The organism is Amycolatopsis sp. w19 (assembly GCF_051373225.1).
Taxonomy (GTDB): Bacteria; Actinomycetota; Actinomycetes; order Mycobacteriales; family Pseudonocardiaceae; genus Amycolatopsis; species Amycolatopsis japonica.
Map to the genome: position 1 here is coordinate 1 of NZ_JBPQFM010000049.1, position 18977 is coordinate 18977.

The 18977-nt window shown below is 69.4% G+C and carries 16 protein-coding genes and 2 pseudogenes; 14 read left to right on the top strand and 4 right to left on the bottom strand.

Annotation, left to right across the window (positions count from 1 at the left end; genetic code table 11):
• The 12 genes and pseudogenes from ACSMFO_RS39900 to ACSMFO_RS39955 form a co-directional block, all read left to right on the top strand.
• Positions 1-373: pseudogene (locus ACSMFO_RS39900) on the top strand (hypothetical protein); the annotation flags it as partial.
• Between the two features lie 11 nt (positions 374-384).
• A complete protein-coding gene (locus ACSMFO_RS39905; RefSeq protein WP_436462516.1) occupies positions 385-2154 on the top strand; it encodes a DUF2207 domain-containing protein in 1770 nt (589 codons plus the stop codon).
• Between the two features lie 31 nt (positions 2155-2185).
• Entirely contained in the window at positions 2186-3775 is a 1590-nt protein-coding gene (locus tag ACSMFO_RS39910) for a DUF2207 domain-containing protein (protein ID WP_436462511.1), read from the top strand.
• 21 nt (positions 3776-3796) lie between these two features.
• A complete protein-coding gene (locus ACSMFO_RS39915; protein WP_360090616.1) occupies positions 3797-5116 on the top strand; it encodes a M16 family metallopeptidase in 1320 nt (439 codons plus the stop codon).
• On the top strand, positions 5113-6489 hold the full coding sequence (locus ACSMFO_RS39920) for a M16 family metallopeptidase (protein WP_360125921.1): 1377 nt from the start codon (positions 5113-5115) through the stop codon (positions 6487-6489). Before ACSMFO_RS39915 ends, ACSMFO_RS39920 begins: the two co-directional genes overlap by 4 nt.
• Positions 6489-7502 carry an NAD(+) diphosphatase gene (nudC, locus tag ACSMFO_RS39925; protein WP_350594462.1) on the top strand — a complete coding sequence of 338 codons (1014 nt, stop codon included), beginning with the start codon at positions 6489-6491 and terminating at the stop codon, positions 7500-7502. The genes ACSMFO_RS39920 and nudC overlap by 1 nt, the downstream gene beginning before the upstream one ends.
• A gap of 318 nt (positions 7503-7820) precedes the next feature.
• Positions 7821-9071 (top strand): ROK family transcriptional regulator, encoded by a 1251-nt coding sequence (locus ACSMFO_RS39930; protein WP_073847560.1) that lies wholly within the window; start codon positions 7821-7823, stop codon positions 9069-9071.
• 10 nt (positions 9072-9081) lie between these two features.
• Entirely contained in the window at positions 9082-10464 is a 1383-nt protein-coding gene (locus tag ACSMFO_RS39935; RefSeq protein ID WP_037332011.1) for an extracellular solute-binding protein, read from the top strand.
• A 4-nt stretch (positions 10465-10468) separates the two neighbouring features.
• A complete protein-coding gene (locus ACSMFO_RS39940; protein ID WP_037332010.1) occupies positions 10469-11458 on the top strand; it encodes a carbohydrate ABC transporter permease in 990 nt (329 codons plus the stop codon).
• On the top strand, positions 11455-12348 hold the full coding sequence (locus ACSMFO_RS39945; protein ID WP_037332009.1) for a carbohydrate ABC transporter permease: 894 nt from the start codon (positions 11455-11457) through the stop codon (positions 12346-12348). The genes ACSMFO_RS39940 and ACSMFO_RS39945 overlap by 4 nt, the downstream gene beginning before the upstream one ends.
• Positions 12345-13610 carry a 6-phospho-beta-glucosidase gene (locus ACSMFO_RS39950; protein ID WP_436462512.1) on the top strand — a complete coding sequence of 422 codons (1266 nt, stop codon included), beginning with the start codon at positions 12345-12347 and terminating at the stop codon, positions 13608-13610. Before ACSMFO_RS39945 ends, ACSMFO_RS39950 begins: the two co-directional genes overlap by 4 nt.
• Entirely contained in the window at positions 13595-14599 is a 1005-nt protein-coding gene (locus ACSMFO_RS39955; RefSeq protein ID WP_436462513.1) for an N-acetylglucosamine kinase, read from the top strand. The genes ACSMFO_RS39950 and ACSMFO_RS39955 overlap by 16 nt, the downstream gene beginning before the upstream one ends.
• Before the next feature lie 58 nt (positions 14600-14657).
• Here ACSMFO_RS39955 and ACSMFO_RS39960 read toward each other — a convergent pair whose 3' ends face one another.
• From ACSMFO_RS39960 to ACSMFO_RS39975, 4 genes are read right to left on the bottom strand one after another with little or no spacing between them, the layout of a single operon-like run.
• Positions 14658-15167, bottom strand: coding sequence for an SRPBCC family protein (locus ACSMFO_RS39960; protein WP_436462514.1), 510 nt, complete (start codon positions 15165-15167; stop codon positions 14658-14660).
• Entirely contained in the window at positions 15164-15490 is a 327-nt protein-coding gene (locus ACSMFO_RS39965; protein ID WP_016331552.1) for an ArsR/SmtB family transcription factor, read from the bottom strand. The genes ACSMFO_RS39960 and ACSMFO_RS39965 overlap by 4 nt, the downstream gene beginning before the upstream one ends.
• A 43-nt stretch (positions 15491-15533) precedes the next feature.
• Positions 15534-16901, bottom strand: coding sequence for a GntT/GntP/DsdX family permease (locus ACSMFO_RS39970; RefSeq protein WP_037332001.1), 1368 nt, complete (start codon positions 16899-16901; stop codon positions 15534-15536).
• Positions 16901-17392 carry a gluconokinase gene (locus ACSMFO_RS39975; protein ID WP_038518897.1) on the bottom strand — a complete coding sequence of 164 codons (492 nt, stop codon included), beginning with the start codon at positions 17390-17392 and terminating at the stop codon, positions 16901-16903. The genes ACSMFO_RS39970 and ACSMFO_RS39975 overlap by 1 nt, the downstream gene beginning before the upstream one ends.
• A 103-nt stretch (positions 17393-17495) precedes the next feature.
• On the opposite strand from ACSMFO_RS39975, the gene ACSMFO_RS39980 reads away from it, so the two are divergent.
• Together ACSMFO_RS39980 and ACSMFO_RS39985 are read left to right on the top strand one after the other, a co-directional pair.
• Entirely contained in the window at positions 17496-18191 is a 696-nt protein-coding gene (locus tag ACSMFO_RS39980) for a FadR/GntR family transcriptional regulator (protein ID WP_436462515.1), read from the top strand.
• A gap of 38 nt (positions 18192-18229) precedes the next feature.
• Positions 18230-18868, top strand: a pseudogene (locus tag ACSMFO_RS39985) (CobD/CbiB family cobalamin biosynthesis protein); the annotation flags it as partial.
• Positions 18869-18977: the final 109 nt, after the last annotated feature.

Below are 18977 nucleotides of genomic sequence, written 5' to 3' on the forward strand. Positions count from 1 at the left end.
GGCAGCGGCATGCCACCGCTCGGCGGACCCGGCCGGAACGGCGGCGGAACCGGCGTCGGCCGGGAAATCGGCGGACGACCGGGCGGGACGGGACCCGGCCGGTTCGGCGGCGGCATCGGCGGACCCCCGCGCGGTGGAAGCGGACGCGCTCCCGGCGGTGGAAGCGGACGCCCACCCTGTGGCGGGAGCGGTCGGCCGCCCTGCGGCGGCCGGGGTGGCTGCCGTGGCGGTGGCGGAGTCGGCCGGCGCCGCGGATCAGGCGGGCCGGGCGGCTGCTGGTTCATCGAGTGGATCCCCCATGCGGTTCGGCAACGCCGTTCGCCCAGGTGGCGGATTCGGCGTTTCGGCGGCCAGCATAGATCGGCTGCCCTAGAGTGTGTGGCTGTGTTGACGAAATGGGGGACGGCGGTCGTGGCCGTCGCGGCGAGCTCGGCCTTGATGGCCCCGCCGTCGGATACGAACGTTCCGGAGGCGCCCGGAGCGGGCCCTTCGCTGACCAACGCGCCACAGCTGCCGAAGCCGCCGCCGCTGGGCGCGCGCGGCCAGCTCGGCCTGCTCCAGCCGCCGAGCGGGGCGTCCGCGAACGTCGCGGTGAAGGTGGAACGCGACGGTTCGCTGTCGATCACCGAGCAGGTGACCGTCCCGGGTGGACAGCACCTCGTGCGCCGGATCCCGTTGAAGGTTCCCGCGGGTGAAGAGCAGGACCGCGTGTACGCGATCCGTGACGTCTCGGTCGAGGGCACGGGCAAGACGGAGCCGAACGGTGAACAGCTGGTCGCCACCTTCGATGGCGGCGCGTCCACCCTCAAGTACAAAGTGGACGGTGCGGTCGCGGACGTCAACGGCGCGCAGCAAGTGCGCTGGCAGGTCGCGAGCGGCTGGGACGGCGAACTGTCCCGGGTGTCCGCCTCGTTCAGCGCGCCGACGCGCGAAACGCCCACAGTGGACTGTTTCGCCGGGCCGCTCGGCTCGGACCGGCAGTGTTCGCTCGCGGAGACCGACCACAGCGGCGTCGTCCGCATCGAGCAGGACAAACTCGCTCCGGGCGAACGGGTCGACCTCGCCGTCCAGCTCCCGGCGGGCACGGTGCCCGCGAACGCGCGATTCGAACAGATCGCCTCGGTCGGCGGGGCCTTCGCCCTCACCACCCCCGCCGGGATCGGATTCGGGGCGCTGGCTCTGTTCCTGATCCTCGGCGCGCTCGCCGTCTGGCTGCTGCGCCGCCGTGACCGGGGCGCGCTCGCCGCGGGCACCGGCCCGGTCGACGTCCTCATGCGGGATGGCGATCGGGTCTCCTTCGCCTCGCCCGACGGTGTCCTGCCCGGCCAGGTCGGGACGGTCGTCGACGAGACGGTCGACGTCGTGGACGTCAGCGGAACGGTGGTCGACCTCGCGGTCCGCAACTACCTGTGGATCGCCGAGGTCCGCGGCGCCGGCACGGTCGATTGGCAGATCGCGCGCCGCAACGCGCCGGACGAGCACCTCGCCGCCTTCGAGCGCGAGATCTACACCGCGCTCCTGCCCGAGGGCACCGATTCCGTGCTGCTGTCGGAACTCCGCGGCCGCGGCACCGTCGATCTCCGCGTCGCCGGCGAGGCGATGTACGCCGACGTCGTGCGCAAGGGCTGGTTCTCCCGGCGCCCGGACAAGGGCAAGAGCAAGCTGACTTGGGCGGGTATCGGGCTGCTCGCGCTCGGACTCGTGGCCACCGTCGTCCTGACCTTCACGGCGGGCCACGCGCTGCTCGGCGTCGCGGTCGCGCTCGCGGGGATCGCGACGCTGCTGGGCGCTTCGTGGGTGCCGCCGAGGACGACGCGCGGCAGGCGCCTGGTCGGCCAGGTACGCGGGCTGCTCGAATACCTGCACACCGTCAAGGTCGCCGACATCCCGTTGGGGGACCGGGAAATGGTGTTCTCCCGGTCGCTGCCGTACGCCATCGTGCTCGGCGACACCGAGCATTGGCTACGGACGTTCGAGGGGCTCGATCCGTCGGCGGACGGTTCGGCCGGGCTGTACTGGTTCGGCGGGCTCGAGGGCGATCGGGATCTGCGCCGGTTCGCCGCGCATCTGCCGTCGTTCCTGTCCGCTTTGGACGGTCTGCTCGCCGAGTCCGGGCATTTGCGCTCGCTGCGCCCGGAGCCGGTCCCCGCCTGACGTGAAGTACCGCATTCAGAGGACTAAATGCGTGCTGTTGCCGGTGCTTCTCCTGCTGGTGCTGGGTGCGGCACCGGCGGGGGCGCAGAGCGAACCGCAACTGCCCGCACTGCCGAACAGCGCGGAGATCTCGCTCAAGGTGGAACGCGACGGCGCGCTCACGGTCGTCGAGGCGGTGTCCGTGCCGAGCGAGGCGACGATGACCCGCCGGATCCCGCTCCGCACGGCCGCCCCGCGCGACCGCGACCGGATCATCGGCGTCCGGGCCGTCGTCATCGAAGGGGCGGGCAACGCCGAGCTGACCGGCGAAGAGTTCATCGTCAAACTCAAGGGCGGCACCTCGATCGTCCGGTACACAGTGGACGGTGCGGTCGCCGAAGCCGACGGCCTGACCCGGGTGAGCTGGCAGCTCGCGGGCGGCTGGGACGCCCGGCTCGAACTCGTGCGGGCGAGCTTCGCCGCGCCGGCCATCCCGAACGCGGTCTCCTGTTACGCCGGGCCCGAGGGTTCGCGCGCGCACTGCGCGACCGCTCAGATCGCGCATTCCGGGCTGACCCGGTTCAGCCAGCAGAACCTCGCGCCCGGGCAGCGGATGGAGATCTCCGTCGAACTGCCCGGCGGCACCGTCCCGGCGAACGCGCGCCTGGAGCCGTCGAAGACCTTCGCCGGGGCGTTCGTGCTCACCGCCCCGGTCGGCTGGGCGTGGGGTGGCTTCGCGCTCGTGCTGGTCGCGGCGGCCGTCGGCCTGGCTCTGCTGCGCAGGCGGGACGGGCACCCGGGTGACGCGCTCCCGGTCCAGTTGCTCACCGGAAAGGCGTTCTCGTCACCCGACGGCGTGCTTCCCGGACAGGTCGGGACCGTCCTCTCGGGCCGCGCCGACGCCGTCGACCTGGCCGCGACGGTCGTCGACCTCGCGGTCCGGAACTACCTCTGGGTGAGTGAGGAGCCCGGCGAGCTGACCACCTGGCGGCTCGTCCGCCGCAATCCGCCGGACGAGCAGCTGACCGCTTACGAGCGCGCCGTGTTCGACCTCCTCCTGCCCGGCGAAAGCGAGTCCGTGTCGCTGTCGGAGATCCAGGCCGCGCGGATCGGCGTCGAATCGGTGCGGGAGGCACTGGACGACAGCGTTGTCGAACGCCGCTGGTATTCGCGCCTGCCGGGCAGGCTGGCGCGCGTCGGCCTGCGGATCTGCCTCTACGGCCTGTTCCTCACCGTCCTGCTGGCCCTCACCGTCGGCTACGCCCAGCTCGGGCTGATCGTCATCGCCGCGGGCGCGGTACTGGCCGTCGCCGCCCGATGGATGCCGGCGCGCACCGGCGCCGGAGTGCTGCTGCACCGGCGGCTCCTCGGCGTTCGCGAGGCGCTGCAGGCGACCAAGGCGACGGACGTCCCGAAGCTCGAACGCGAGGTACTCCTTTCCCGGGCACTGCCGTACGCGCTCGCTCTCGGCGAACAAGAACGGTGGGTCGCCGGATTCGCCGAACTGAAGGGTCCGCCCAAGATCTACTGGTACGGCAAGGAAGAAGACGGTGAGGTCCCGATCGCGCGGGTGAGCGACTTCACCGCCGCACTGGTGGGAACCTTCGCCGCGACCCGCCAGGGTCGTCGCCTGGAGGCCTGAGTAGCCCGTAGGGTGGTGCGCATGGCCGATCCCGAGCTTGTCCGATTCACCCTCGACAACGGTCTGCGCGTGGTGCTCGCGCCCGACGCGACCGCTCCGGTGGTGGGTGTCAGCGTCCACTACGACGTGGGCTTCCGTTCCGAGCCCGAAGGGCGCACCGGTTTCGCGCACCTCTTCGAGCATTTGATGTTCCAGGGGAGCGAGAGCCTGGAGAAGCTCGCGCACTTCCGGTACGTCCAGTCGAGTGGTGGCAGTTTCAACGGCTCCACCCATCCGGACTACACGGACTACTTCGAGGTACTCCCCGCCGCGGCTCTCGAGCGCGCCCTGTTCCTCGAAGCGGACAGGATGCGGGCGCCGAAGCTGACGCAGGAGAACCTGGCCAACCAGATCGACGTGGTCAAGGAGGAGATCCGCCTCAACGTGCTGAACCGGCCGTACGGCGGGTTCCCGTGGATCCTGCTCCCGCCGGTGCTGTACTCCACGTTCCCCAACGCGCACAACGGTTACGGCGGTTTCGAGGATCTCGAACAGGCCACCTTGGACGACTGCGCGGCCTTCTTCGACACCTACTACTCGCCCGCGAACGCGGTGCTGACCGTCGCCGGTGACTTCACCGTCGAGGAGGCCCGCGAGCTGATCGAGAAGCACTTCGGCGACGTGCCGCACCGGCCCGCGCCGCAGCGTCCGTCGTTCGCCGAGCCCGCCCCCGAGGGCGAACTGCGCGGCGAGCACGTCGACCCGCACGCCCCGCTGCCCGCGGTCGGCGTCGGCTACCGCATGCCGGACCCGATCAACGACCTCGACGGCTACCTGGCGAACCTCGTGCTCGCCGGCGTGCTGACCGACGGCGACGGCTCCCGGCTGCAGCAGCGGCTGGTGCACCGTGAGCCGCTGGTCGTCGACATCGGCGCGGGCGCCGGGCTCTTCGGCCCGTTCGAGGCGCGCGACCCGGACACGTTCACCATCACCGCGATCCACCCGCACGAGGTGAGCACCGACCAGGTCCTCACCGCGCTGGACGAGGAACTGGAGAAGCTGGCGGCCACGCCGCCGGAGGACCAGGAACTCAAGAAGGTCACCGCGCGCTGGGCCGCGAGCCTGCACTCCGAGCACGACAAGCTGGTGTCCCGCACGCTGGCGCTCGGCTCGTTCGAGCTGCTCTACGGCGACGCGTCGCTGGTGTACCGGCTCGCCGAGAAGATGTCGGCGGTCACCGCGGAAGCCGTTTCGGCGGCGGCGAAGGCGCTGCGGCCGGACTCGCGGGCCGTCCTCGTCATCCGTCCCGGCAGCGCCGATTCCGAGCAGGCCGATTCCGATCAGGAAGGTTCCGAGCAGTGAGCGCACCGCACCGCACCGCCGAGGAGATCGGCCGCACGGCCGCCGGGCCGCGTCCGGTCCCGTCGCTGGGGACGCAGCGCGCCGCCGCGGATCTGTCCCATGTGGACACCACGCTGAGCAACGGGCTGCGGGTGCTCGCCGTCCGCAAGCCCACCGTGCCGCTGGTCGAGCTGCGCGTCTGGATCCCGTTCGCCGGTGAGGACAAGCTGCACCCGGCCACCGCCGAGGTGCTGGCCGAAACCCTGCTGACCGGCACCGCCCGCCGCGACCGCATCGAGATCGACGCGGATCTGGCGCTGATCGGCGGCGACCTCGCGTCCGGCGTCGACCCGGAGCGCCTGGTCGTCACCGGCACCTCGCTGGCCGACGGCCTCCCGACGATGCTCGACGTCCTCGCCGACGCGCTTACCGGCGCGTCGTACGCGGACGCCGAGGTCGAGCGCGAACGCGAGCGGCTCATCGAGCGGATCGCCGTGTCCCGCACGCAGCCGAGGACGATCGCCCGTGAGGCGCTGCAGAAGCACCGCTACGGCGACCACCCCGCCGTGCGCGAGGTCCCGCAGGCCGAAGACGTGGCCGTCGTGACGCCCGAGCAGGTTCGCGCGCTGCACCGCGCTTCGGTGCTGCCGCGGGGATCCGTGCTGGTGATCGTCGGCGACATCGACCCCGAGACCGTCATCGGCGACCTGGAGAAGGCGTTCGGCGGCTGGGCTTCGGACCGTTCCGCCGTCCGCCTGCCCGCGCTGCCCGACCTCGTCGGCGGCAATGTCCTGCTGGTGCCGCGCGCCGGTGCCGTGCAGTCGCAGATCCGGCTGTCCGCGCAGACCGTGTCGCGCACGGACCCGCGGTACCCGGCGCTGCAGCTGGCGAACCTCGTCTACGGCGGGTACTTCTCCTCGCGGCTGGTCGAGAACATCCGTGAGGACAAGGGTTACACCTACAGCGCGCACTCCGGATTCGAGTTCACCGACAAGACCGCCGTGGTGAACGTCGACGCGGACACCGCGACCGACGCGACCGCCGCCGCGCTCATGGAGACGCGGTACGAGCTGGCCAGGCTCGGTCTCGTGCCGCCGACCGCCGAAGAGGTCGAGTCGGTGCGCCAGTACGCGATCGGTTCGCTGGTCACGGCCGCGTCGTCGCAAGGCGGCCTGGCCGCGCAGCTGTCCGCGCTCGCCGCGACCGGGCTGGGCGTCGAATGGCTCGCCGGGCATCCGGAGCGCCTCGCCGCGGTCACCGCCGAAGACGTCGCGAACGCGGCGCTGGAGTTCTTCGCGCCCAAGCGGTTCACCGGGGTCGTCGTCGGCGACGCCGATGTCCTCGCGCCGAAGCTGACGGCGCTGGGCGACGTGACCGTCGGGGAGCCCGCCTGATGGAGACGCCGTTCGGGTTAGGGGCGCTCCCGACGCTTTCGCGCTCCACGGCGGACCGTCAGGAATCCTTGCGCACCAACCCGGACAGGCTCGCCGAGCGCTGGCCGAACGCCCGGGTCGTGCTGCTCGACGAGCACGCGCGCACCCCGGTGGTGGAGGGTTCCGGCAGCCTCGCGACCCGCAAGTCGCAGGAGTTCGGCACCGAGCCGCCCGCCGAGGCGGTCTTCCTGGGGGAGTGGCAGGGCACCGACTACTGGTCGATGCCCGGCCGCCCCGCCGGCGAGACCGAGACCGTCGAAATGGCGGGCAGCTGGGGCGTCGTGGAACAGGTCGCCCGGCACGAAGGCGAGATCTGGGTCGACCTGCGCGGCTACGGCGACCTGCTCGACGACACGTCGGCCGGGCTGTTCACCACCGCGCAGGCGCTGCAGGCCTGGCGGCGGCAGGCGAAGTTCTGCACGCGCTGCGGAAGCCCGACCGAGCTGGTCCAGCTGGGCTGGGCGAGCAAGTGCACCGGCTGCGGCCGGGAGGAGTACCCGCGCACCGACCCGGCCGTGATCTGCCTCGTGCACGACGACGCCGGCGTCAACGGCGAGCACGTCCTGCTGGCGCGGCAGCCGATCTGGCCGCCGGACCGGTATTCGATCCTCGCCGGTTTCGTCGAGGCGGGGGAGTCGCTCGAAGGCTGTGTCGAGCGGGAGATCCGCGAAGAGGTCGGCGTCGAGGTGCGCGACGTGCGTTATCTCGGCAGCCAGCCGTGGCCGTTCCCGCGGTCGATCATGCTCGGTTTCACCGCGCGGGCGGACATCTCTTCGACGATCGTGCCCGCCGAGGGTGAGATCGAAGAGGCGTTCTGGGTTTCGCGCGAGGAAGTGCGGGCCGCTTTCGCGAACAGTCAGCTGCGGAACGCGGGCGCCGTGCCGACCCCGATCGCCGGCGGGACGCGGCAGCTGGTGCTGCCGGGGAACTCGTCGATCGCGCGCGTGATGCTGGCGGCCTGGGCCGGCGTCTGATCCCTTCGCACCTTCCCCAAGTACATGAAGGCCCCCTTCATTGCGCCTAGCGCAATGAAGGGGGCCTTCATGTACTCACGCGACCGCGATCGCGTTGTCGACGACCGTGCGGTCGAACCTTCTGGGCTGTCCTTCGTCGTCTGACCCACGCTCAGTACACCAACGCATACCCGCTGTGCGGAACACGGCAAGCGTTACCTCCCCGTTTCCCGACCCCGTTGACGGCTGTGGCTCGGCTCACTACAGTCCCCGGAAACCGTCTGTAAAGTTTCCTAACGAAGTCGGGAGTGAACTCCAGTGCGAGCCGGCAGTCCGCGAATGCTGCGCGAGATCAACGATCGCGCGGCCATCGAGGTCCTCCTCAGGGAAGGCCCGCTGACGCGCTCCGAGCTCGAAGTCGCGATCGGCCTGTCCAAGCCCGCGACGGCGCAGCTGCTCACCCGCCTCGAACAGGACGACGTCGTCACCAAGGCCGGCGTGCGCGGTGGCGGCCGTGGCCCGAGGGCGCAGCTCTGGCAGGTCAACGGCGGCGTCGCCTACGTCGCGGCCGTGGACCTGACCCCGCAGACGGCCGACTTCGTCGTTTCCGACGTCACGGGTGCGGTGCTCGCCGAGTACCAGGTCCCGCTGCCGGTCCACGAGGGCGCGGACGTCGTCGGCACGTTCGGCGCGGCGCTCACCCACGTCGCGAACAGCGCCGGGCTCGCCGCCACCGATCTCCGCCACGTCGTCATCGGCGCACAGGGCGCGTTCGACCCGCGCACCGGTCTGCTCTCCTCCGCGCCGCACATCCCCGGCTGGCTCGGGTTCGACGTGCCGAGCAGGCTCAGCCGGGAGCTCGGTGTCGAGGTCACCATCGAGAACGACGTCAACCTCGTCGCGATCGTGGAGATGACGGTCGGCCAGGCCGTCGGGCTCGACGACTTCGTGATGATCTGGCTCAGCGACGGCGTCGGCGGCGCGGTGGTGGTCGGCCGCAGGCTGTTGCGCGGTGCGACCGGCGGTGGCGGCGAGATCGACTGGATGCGCGTCCCCGATCCGGTTTCCGTTGCCACGCGGAAGGAAACGGCGCGCGGGGGAGATCGTTTCGGCGACCTCGTCGCGTCTCCGGCCGTCGTCGAGCTGGCCGCCGCGCACGGCTTCGAGGCCGAGACCGGCGCGGACGCGGTCGCCAAGGCCCGCGAAAGCGGCAACGAAGCCTTCCTCGACGACCTCGCCCGCCGTGTCGCGGGCGGGGCGGCCAGCCTGATCGCGGTCGTCGACCCCGAACTCGTGCTGCTTTCCGGTGACACCAGCCGGGCCGGTGGCGACGAATTCGCCGCGCTGGTCGCGAAAAGGCTGCACGAACTGGTCCTGCCCCGCACCCCCGTCGGGGTCGCTTCGGTGCAGGGCAACGCGGTCCGGGCGGGCGCGCTCCAGTCGGCGCTCGCCACCGTGCGCAGGGACGTCTTCGGCGTCAACACCCCTTCGCTCCTCGGGCCGAGACGGTCCGGGGCGGGAGAGCCGAACCCGATCGTGGCTATCCCGGATTCACGAACAGAACCACCGTCTCCCGCCCCAACCAACTAGGAGGAGGGTCATGAGTTCCACGACCCAGGTTCGGAGAAGCGGCCGCCGTTGGCGCGGCTCGATAGTGCTCGGCGCGGTCACCGTCGCCGCGCTGGTGTCCGCCTGTTCGGGCGCCGCAAGCGGCCCGAACGGCGGGTCGGGCGACGCGGCGGCCGCCCCGGCCGCGGACGCGAAGCTCACGCTGACCGTCTACAGCAAGTTCACCGACCGTGAGTACAACGTGGTCACCGCCGGGCTCAACAAGCTCAAGGCGAAGTTCCCGAACATCGAGATCAAGCACGAAGGCCAGCAGGACGACGACAAGATCACCCAGTCCATCCGCGGTGGCAACCCGCCGGACGTGGCGATCTCGTTCTTCACCGACAACCTCGGCGCGTGGTGCTCGACGGGCAGCTTCCAGGATCTCAAGCCCTACATCGATCGCGACAAGATCGACCTGAACCAGATCCCGGACGCCGTCCGCAGCTACACCGAATACCAGGGCAAGCGCTGTGCCATGCCCCTGCTCGCCGACGTCTACGGCTTCTACTACAACAAGGACATGTTCGCGGCGAAGGGCATCACGTCGCCGCCGAAGACGACCTCGGAACTGTTCGAGGCCACCAAGAAGCTGACCGAGTTCAACCCGGACGGCTCCATCAAGGTCGCCGGCTTCCTGCCGTCGATGCCGTTCTACGCCAACATGGCGCAGTACTGGGCCCCGAACTTCGGCGCCACCTACATCGGCCCCGACGGCCAGTCGCACCTCGCCGACAGCCCCGAGTGGAAGGCGATGTTCGACTTCCAGAAGCAGCTCGTGGACTTCTACGGCGGCCACGCCAAGGTCGAGCAGTTCAAGGCCGGTCTCGGCGAGGAGTACTCGGCGGACCACGGTTTCCAGCGCGGCAAGCTCGCGATGATGATCGACGGCGAGTACCGCACCGCGTTCATCAAGGACCAGGCGCCGGAGCTCAAATTCGGCACCGCGGCCCCGCCGGTGCTCGACAGCAAGCCGGACCGCTACGGCGGCGCGTTCACCACGGGCACGATCATCGCGATCCCCAAGGGCGCCAAGAACCCCGGTGCGGCTTGGGAACTGATCAAGCAGGTCACCCTCGACACCTCGACGCTGGTCGACCTGTCGAACGGCCTGAAGAACGTCCCGAGCACCAAGGCCGCGCTGACCGACCCGAAGCTCGAGGTCACGCCGGAGTTCAAGACGTTCCTCGATCTGTACAACGGCGGCAAGCTGATGCCCAACCCGTCGACCCCGATCGGTGACGCGCACCTCAAGGCCGTCAACGACTTCGCGGAGAAGTGGCAGGCGGGCAACGTCCCCGACATGATCGCGGGGCTCAAGCAGGTCGACGCTCAGATCAACGACGAGCTGGCCCAGAAACGCGCCGGCGGCTGATCGCATGACTTCGACCCTGGACTCCAGGGCGGTCGCCTCCCCTTCCGCGTCCACCAGGACGCGGAAGGGGAACGCAGCGCGCCGCCGCCGCACCGTCTTCTACTTCATCGCACCGGCGACCCTCGGTTTCCTGATCTTCTTCGGGTACCCGCTGATCGCCACGGTGTACTACTCGTTCACCCGCTACGACCTGATCAACGCGCCCGAATTCATCGGCTTCGACAACTACATCCGCATGTTCACCAGCGAAGCGCTGGTCGGCACCGCCGCGTACAACACGTTGTGGCTGGTGATCGTGCTGACGTTCTGCCGGGTCGTGTTCTCGCTCGGCGTGGCGTCGATCATCTCGCGGCTGAAGTCGGGCGTCGGCCTGGTGCGGACGCTCTGCTATCTGCCCTCGCTGGCCCCGCCCGCCGCCGCGACCCTCGCGTTCGTGTTCCTGTTCAACCCGGAATACGGCCCGGTCAACGCGTTCCTGCGGGCGGTCGGCATCGACGGCGGCCTGTGGTTCAACGATCCGGCGATGTCGAAGCCCGCGCTGACCCTGCTGGTGATGTGGGGTTCGGGCGAGCTGATGATCATCATCCTGGCGGCGCTGCTCGACGTGCCGCAGGAACAGTACGAGGCCGCCGAACTCGACGGCGCCGGGCCGGTCCGCCGGTTCTGGCACGTCACGCTCCCGTCGATCTCGCCGGTGCTGCTGTTCGGCATCGTCAACTCGATGATCTTCGCGTTGCAGTTCTTCACGCAGGCGATCGTCGCGGGATCGGCGGCCGCGGGCGCGGCCGACGTCGCGGGCAACACGAGATTCATCGGCGCACCACAGAATTCGACGCTGACCTATCCGGTTTGGCTGTACGTCCAGGGTTTCCGGTACTTCAACATGGGTTACGCGGCGGCGATGGCGGTCCTGCTGTTCATCGTCTCGGCCGGGTTCACCTGGATCCTGGTCCGGCAGCTGCGCAAGACCCAGCATCAGGAGGAGGGCGGATGACCACACTGGCCGAGCCCCGGCACACCGCCCCGGCATCCGAACCGCCGAAGGTGCGGGTGCGGCGCCAATGGGACAAGAAGCTGTACTGGATCGCGACGCACAGCGTGGGCATCGCGATGGGCGTGATCTTCATGCTGCCCATCCTGTTCGTGTTCCTCACCGCGGTGATGTCCAGCGATCAGGCGCTTTCGTCGAACTTCTGGCCGAAGGAATGGCACTTCGAGAACTTCATCGAGGTGTTCGAAAAGGCACCGCTGCTGCAGTATTTCGGCAACAGCATCCTGTATTCGACGCTGGCGACCTTCGGGGCGCTCGTTTCGGCGATTCCGGCGGCGTACGCGCTTTCGAAGCTGAAGTTCCGCGGGCAGAACCTGTTCTTCATGCTGACCATGGCCGCGATGATGCTGCCCCCGCAGGTCACCGTCGTCCCGTTGTACGACCTGTGGGTGCGGCTCGGGTTCACCGGGACCCTGGTTCCGCTGATCGTGCCGTACTTCTTCTTCGACGCGTTCTCGATCTTCCTGCTGCGGCAGTTCTTCCTCACCATTCCGAAGGACTACCTCGAAGCCGCGAAGATCGACGGCTGCAACGAGTTCCAGGCGATGGTCAAGGTGCTGATCCCGATGGCGAAGCCGGGGATCGCGGCCACCGCGATGTTCTGCTTCCTGTTCACCTGGAACGACTACTTCGGTCCGCTGCTCTACACCGGTGAGACCCGCGACAGCTGGCCGCTCTCGCTGGCGATCGCGTCGTTCCGCGGTATGCACCACGTGGAATGGAACCTCACCATGGCGGCCACCGCGCTGATCATGCTGCCGGTGATCGTGCTGTTCGTGTTCGCGCAGAAGTCCTTCGTCAAGGGCATCACATTCACAGGGGTCAAGGGATGAAACTGGCAGTCGTCGGTGGTGGGTCCACTTACACGCCCGAGCTGATCGACGGGATCGCCGGACGGCGGTCCACTTTGGACGTCGACGAGATCGTGCTGATCGATCCGGACGCGTACCGGGTGGAGGCGGTCGGGGACTTCAGCAACCGGTTGCTGAGCCACGCCGGGCATCCGGCGCGGGTCCGCACCACGTCGAGCCTCGAAGAGGGCGTCGACGGCGCGTCGGCGGTGCTGATCCAGCTGCGGGTCGGCGGGCAGCGCGCCCGCCGCGGGGACGAGACGTTCCCGCACGCCTGCGGCTGTGTCGGGCAGGAGACCACGGGCGCGGGCGGCCTCGCGAAGGCGCTGCGCACCGTGCCGGTGGTGCTCGACATCGCCGACCGGGTCCGCAAGATCGCCGGGGACGACACGTGGATCGTCAACTTCACCAACCCCGTCGGCATCGTCACGCGGGCGCTGCTGAACGAGGGCCACCGCGCCGTCGGCCTCTGCAACGTCGCGATCCACCTCCAGCGCACGTTCGCGCATCTGCTCGGTGCCGGGATCGACGACGTCAAACTCGTCCACACCGGACTGAACCACCTGAGCTGGGAACGGAAGGTGATCGTCAACGGCGAGGACCGCTTGCCGGAACTGCTGGCGGAGCACGCGGAATACCTCGGCGAGCACGTCACCGCGCCCGTCGAGTGGATGCGGCGGATGAACGTCGTGCCGTCGTACTACCTGAAGTACTACTACGGGCACGACGAGCAGGTCGCGAAGCAGCGCACCGAGCGGCCGCGCGCGGACGTCGTGAGCGACGTCGAGGAGGAACTGCTCAAGGTGTACCTCGACCCGGAGGTGGTGACCAAACCGGAGCAGCTGGAAAAGCGGGGCGGTGCCTACTATTCCGAGGCCGCGGTGCAGCTCGTGCACGCGCTCACCTCGGGCGGCCCCGCCGAAGAGCACGTCGTCAACGTCCGCAACGAAGGCACATTCGACTTCCTGCCGGACGACGCCGTCATCGAGGTTCCGTCCCTTGTGGACGGAAACGGACCGCGTCCGATCGCGCAACCGCCCGTGGAGCAGCGGTTCGCCGGGCTCATCGCCGGGGTGACCGCGTACGAGCATCTCGCGCTGGAGGCGGCGATCAAGGGCGGCCGGGACCGGGTGGCGGACGCGTTGCTCGCGCATCCGCTGGTAGGCCAGTACGCCAAGGCGGATCAGCTCGCCGACTCCCTGGTGCAGATCAACCGCGAGTTCCTGCCGTGGGCGGGGGCATGACGGCCGGCTCACGGGACGTCGTCGTCGCGATCGACGGCGGCAACAGCAAGACCGACGTCCTGATCGTCTCGCGGGACGGACGGGTGCTCGGGCAGTCGCGAGGACCGGGCGCGTCCCCGCAGAACATCGGGGTCGACGGCAGCGTCCAGGCGCTGGAGAAGCTGGTCCTGGAAGCCCTTCGCGGGGCAGGGCTTCCCGACGAACGTCCTTTCGCGACACATACGTCGGCCTACCTCGCGGGGCTGGATTTCCCGCGGGAGGAAGAGATCCTGCACGCCGCACTGGCGGCACGCGGCTGGAGCGACACCCTGATCGTCGGCAACGACACGCTCGCGCTGCTGCGTGCGGGCAGTTCCGACGGGACGGGCGTGGCGGTGGTGTGCGGCGCCGGGATCAACGGTGCCGGTGTCAGCGCCGACGGCCGTGAGCACCGGTTTCCCGCGCTGGGCAAGATCTCCGGCGACTGGGGCGGCGGCTACCGGCTCGGCGAGGAGGCGCTGTGGTGGGCCGTCCGCGCCGAGGACGGCCGCGGTCCGGGAACGGCTCTGCAGGCCGCCGTCACCGCGTACTTCAAGGCGTCTTCGGTGCTGGATGTGGTGCAGCGCCTGCACTTCCAGGATCTGCACTCCGATTCGATCCACGGCCTGTGCCCGCTGCTGTTCGCCGTCGCGGCGGACGGCGACGAAGTGGCGCAGGACGTGGTCGACCGGTTCGTCGAAGAGGTCGCGCTGCTGGTCTCGGTCATCCTGCGGCGGCTCGAACTCACCGAGGAGGCACCCGAAGTCATCCTCGGCGGGGGAGTGCTGACCGGGGTCGGCGCGCAGGTGATCGCGGAGATCGAACGGCGGTGCCTGAAAGTGGCGCCGCGGGCGTCGATCCAGGTGGTCGACGTGGCTCCCGTGGTCGGTGCGGCGCTGTTCGCGCTGGACACGATCGGCGCTTCCTCCTCCGCGAAGGCCTCTCTGAAGGCCGCGACCAAACGGGTCTAGATCGCGCGTGAAGGCCTCCTTCCCTCGGCTGAGCCGAGGGAAGGAGGCCTTCACGCGCTCAGGAAGCGGCGGGGACGAGCGGCTCGTCCGTCTCCAGCAGCGTCTTGAGGTCCGACAGGATCCAGGCCCAGCCACCACCGGCGTTCTCGCCCGGTCCGGCGTTGATGTCCTCCTGCGAACCGTTGACCAGGGCGGCCGTCGTCGGCGCGTCGGTGACGTCGTGGGTGACGGTCAGCCGGGTGCCCGCGGTCCTCGTCTCTTCGATCTCGTAGGTGAGCTTGGTGTACGGCTCCTTGTCGAAAGCCGGGTCCATCCGCAGTTTCCAGGTGATGACCAGCTTGCGTGGCGGATCCACCTCCAGGACCTCACCGTCGACCAAGTCGTTGGTGAATCCCGCTTCGACGTACTCGGGCGTCGGGTGGGTGGCGTGCTTGCCGCCCGGGCGCAGGTCGAAGTCGACGAGGCCGGTGTAGCCGTACTTCCGCGACCACTCGGGCTTCGTGATCGCGTCCCAGATCTTCTCCGGGGTGGCCTTGATGTACACGCGGTAAACCTGGGTGTCGGTCATGAGGGCTCCTCGGTCTCGAGTTCGGCTTTGAGGTCGAGCAACGCGGTCACGTTGCGCTCCGTGAACTTGTCGATCCACCTGTCGTGGATCTGCCGGATCGGCACCGGGTTGAGGAAGTGCTTCTTCTCCCGGCCCTCCTTGCGCGTGACGACAAGTCCGGCTTCTTCCAGCAGTTTCAAGTGCTTCATCACGCCGAACCGGCTCATGTCCACTTCGGACTCGAGTTCGGTCAGCGTGCGGCCGTCACGCGCGAACAGCTGGTCGAGCAGGAACCGGCGAGTCGGATCCGCCAGGGCCTTGAAAACCAGGTCGTCGTCGGGCACGTCGGAAGAATAGGTGACTAAAAGGTCACGTGTCAAGCCGGACCTACAACAAGGCACCCAGCGGCAGGATCAGCGCGATCGCGACCACCGAGATCACCGTCTCCATGATCGACCAGCTCTTCAGCGTCTGCCCGACCGAAAGCCCGAAGTACTCCTTGACCAGCCAGAACCCGGCGTCGTTGACGTGGGAGAAGAACAGCGAACCGGCGCCGATCGCCAGCACCAGCAGCGCGCTGTGCGACGGATCCATGGTCGCCGCGAGCGGCGCCACGATGCCCGCGGCGGACACGGTGGCGACCGTCGCCGAACCGGTGGCGAGCCGGATCGCGACCGCGACCAGCCAGCCGAGCAGCAGCGGCGACAGGTTCGCGCCGGTGGCCAGGCTGGTGATGACGTTGCCGACCCCGGCGTCGACGAGGGTCTGCTTGAACCCGCCGCCCGCGCCGACGATGAGCAGGATGCCGGCGATCGGCGGCAGCGAATCGGCCACTGTGGACGAAAGCTTGTCCCGCGTGAAGCCCGCGGATTTGCCCAGGGTGAGCATGCCGAGCAGCACCGCGGCGAGCAGGGCCACCAGCGGGTCGCCGATGAAGTCGAGCACGCGGCGGAGATGGTTCTCCTTCGCCAGCAGGATGTCCGCGAGCGCCTTGCCCATCATCAGCACGACCGGCAGCAGCACCGTCGACAGCGTCGCGAGGAAGCCGGGACGGCGTCCGTCCGAAGAGGACGATTCCGGGACGAGCCGCTCCGGTGCGACGGCGTCCGGGACCATCTTGGCGGCCAGCCTGCCGAACAGGGGGCCGGCGATGATCACCGTCGGGATCGCGACGAGCAGGCCGAAGGCCAGGGTGAGGCCGACGTTCGCGTTCAGCGCGCCCGCGGCGGCGAGCGGGCCGGGGTGCGGCGGGACGAGACCGTGCAGCACCGAAAGCCCGGCGAGCGCGGGGATTCCCAGCATCAGCAACGGTTTCCCGGTGCGCTTGGCGACCAGCAGGATCACCGGGATGAGCATGACCAGGCCGATCTCGAAGAACATCGGCAGGCCGATCAGCGCGGCGACCAGCGCCATCGCCCACGGCAGGGCGCGGTCACCCGAGCGGCGCAGGATGGTGTCGACGATCTGGTCGGCGCCGCCGGAGTCGGCGAGCAGTTTGCCGAGCATCGCGCCGAGCGCGATCAGCACGCCGACCGACGCGACGGTGGAGCCGACGCCGGAACTGAAGCTCTTGATCAGCTTGTCGACCGGCATGCCGCCGACGAGCCCGAGCACGCCGGAGCCGAGGATGAGGGCGAGGAACGGATGCTGCTTCGCCTTGGTGATCAGGACGACGATCACGGCGATGGCGAGCACCGTCGCGCCGATGAGGCGGGTGTCGTGTCCGGTCCAGGCGGCGGCGAGGGTGGTGGTCATCAGCGGTCCTTGAAAGCGGAAAGGGCGGTTTCGACGATCTCTTCCGGCTTCTTCGCGATGTCGGCGACGAGGCCGTGCTCGTCCGGACGCAGCGGCTCGAGGTCGGCGAGCTGGGAGTCCAAAAGGGACACCGGCATGAAGTGGCCGGAGCGGGTCTTCATCCGATCGGCGAGCAGGTCGCGGTCGCCGTGGAGATGCAGGAACCAGACTTTCCCGCCGCTGCGCAGGATGTCGCGGTAGCGATACTTGAGCGCGGAAGACGTGACGACGCCGCCGGAGCACTGGTGGTCGGAGATCCAGGTGGCGATGGCTTCGAGCCAGGGTTGCCGGTCCTCGTCGTTCAGCGGGTGGCCGGAGCTCATCTTGTCGATGTTCGCCTTCGGATGGAACGTGTCCGCTTCGGCGTAGTCGACGCCGAGGCGTTCGGCGAGTGCCGTGCCCACGGTCGTCTTGCCCGAGCCGGAAACGCCCATCACCACGATGACGGTCATCCGTACCTCCCACGTCGTTGTAGCCGGGACGAGTACAGCTCAAAAGTACTACTTAAGCAACATCAAGTACTACTTAATCGAGTCAGAACGTTAGAGTCGCCTGGTGGGCAACGACAGGCATGCCGAAGTGCTCGACGCGCTCGGTTCCGCGATCGCGAACGGGGAGCTCCCGCCGGGCTCCGTACTGCGCTCGGAGGAGCTCCAAGAGCGGTTCGGCGCCTCTCGCACCGTGGCGCGCGAGGTGGTGCGGGTCCTCGAAACGATGTGCCTGACCAGCAGCAAGCGCCGGGTCGGGGTGATCGTGCGCGAGCCGAGCGAGTGGAACCATTACGACCCGAGACTGCTCCGCTGGCAACTCGACGGCTCCGAGCGGAAGACCGCGCTGCGCACCCTTACCGAACTGCGTTCCGGCGTGGAACCGTGCGCCGCCCGGTACGCCGCGCTGCGGGCGACGCCGGAGGAGGGCGGCCGCCTCCGAGCCTTGGCGAAGCGGCTTGAGGAGACAGCGCACCGGCGTGACCTTGACACCTTTCTCGGGCACGACGTCGCTTTCCACGATCTGCTGCTGTCCTCGTCGCGGAATCCGATGTTCGCCCAGCTTTCGGCGGTCGTCGCCGAGGTCCTCGCCGGGCGGACCGGGCACGGCCTGATGCCGGAGGAGCCGCAGCCCGAGGCCGTCGCCCTGCACGTCGAGGTCGCGGTGGCCGTCGACGCCGGTGATCCTGACCGGGCCGAACGCGCGATGCGGGACATCGTCATCCAGGCGCGTGACGAGATGGCCGTCCTTCTGGACAGATGATCTTCGAGTAATCTCTGCAGGTCTTCCAGGGATACTGCATGCAGGGGGCGATGGTGAGCGCGGCGCGCGCGATCGGCTTGGTGTTGGGGGTGGCCGCGGACGGGGCGATCGGGGACCCCCGGTCGCGGCGTCCGGTGACGGCGTTCGCCAGGGCGGCTTCGGCGGTGGACGCGAAGGTCCGGTCGAAGCATCCGCTGACCGGGGTCCTGTGGACCGGCGGCCTCGCGGGCTCCGCCGTACTGGCGGGCGTGCTCGCCGAGCGAGCGGGACGGCGCAGCCCCGTCCTGCAGGCGACCACGACCGCGGTGACCACCTGGGCCGTCCTCGGCGCCGCCGGGCTGGCCGCGCACGGCACCTCACTGGCCCGGGATCTCGAAGAAGGCGAACTCGAGACCGCTCGCGGCACACTGTCCACACTGGACCCGCGAGTCGCCGACGATCTCGGCGTCATCGGCCTCTCGCGCGCTTCGGTGGAAACCCTCGCCGAGAACACCGCGGACGTCGTCGTCGCGCCGCTGGTGTGGGGAGCGCTGGCCGGCGTCCCAGGCCTGCTCGGCTCGCGCGCGATCAGCCTGCTGCGCGGCATCGGCCGCGGGCGCCCCGAGCGGTACCGGTGGCTCGTCGCCCGGCTGGACGAAATCGTCCATCTCGTGCCCACGCGCGTCGCGGCCGGGCTGGCGTGACGGCGGCCACCTGCAAGTGGAGACCACCTCAGGGGAAACCCGGAGGCCCGCTCCGGCGGCGGCCGATATCGTCGAGGACATGCGCCTCTACATCGTCGATGCC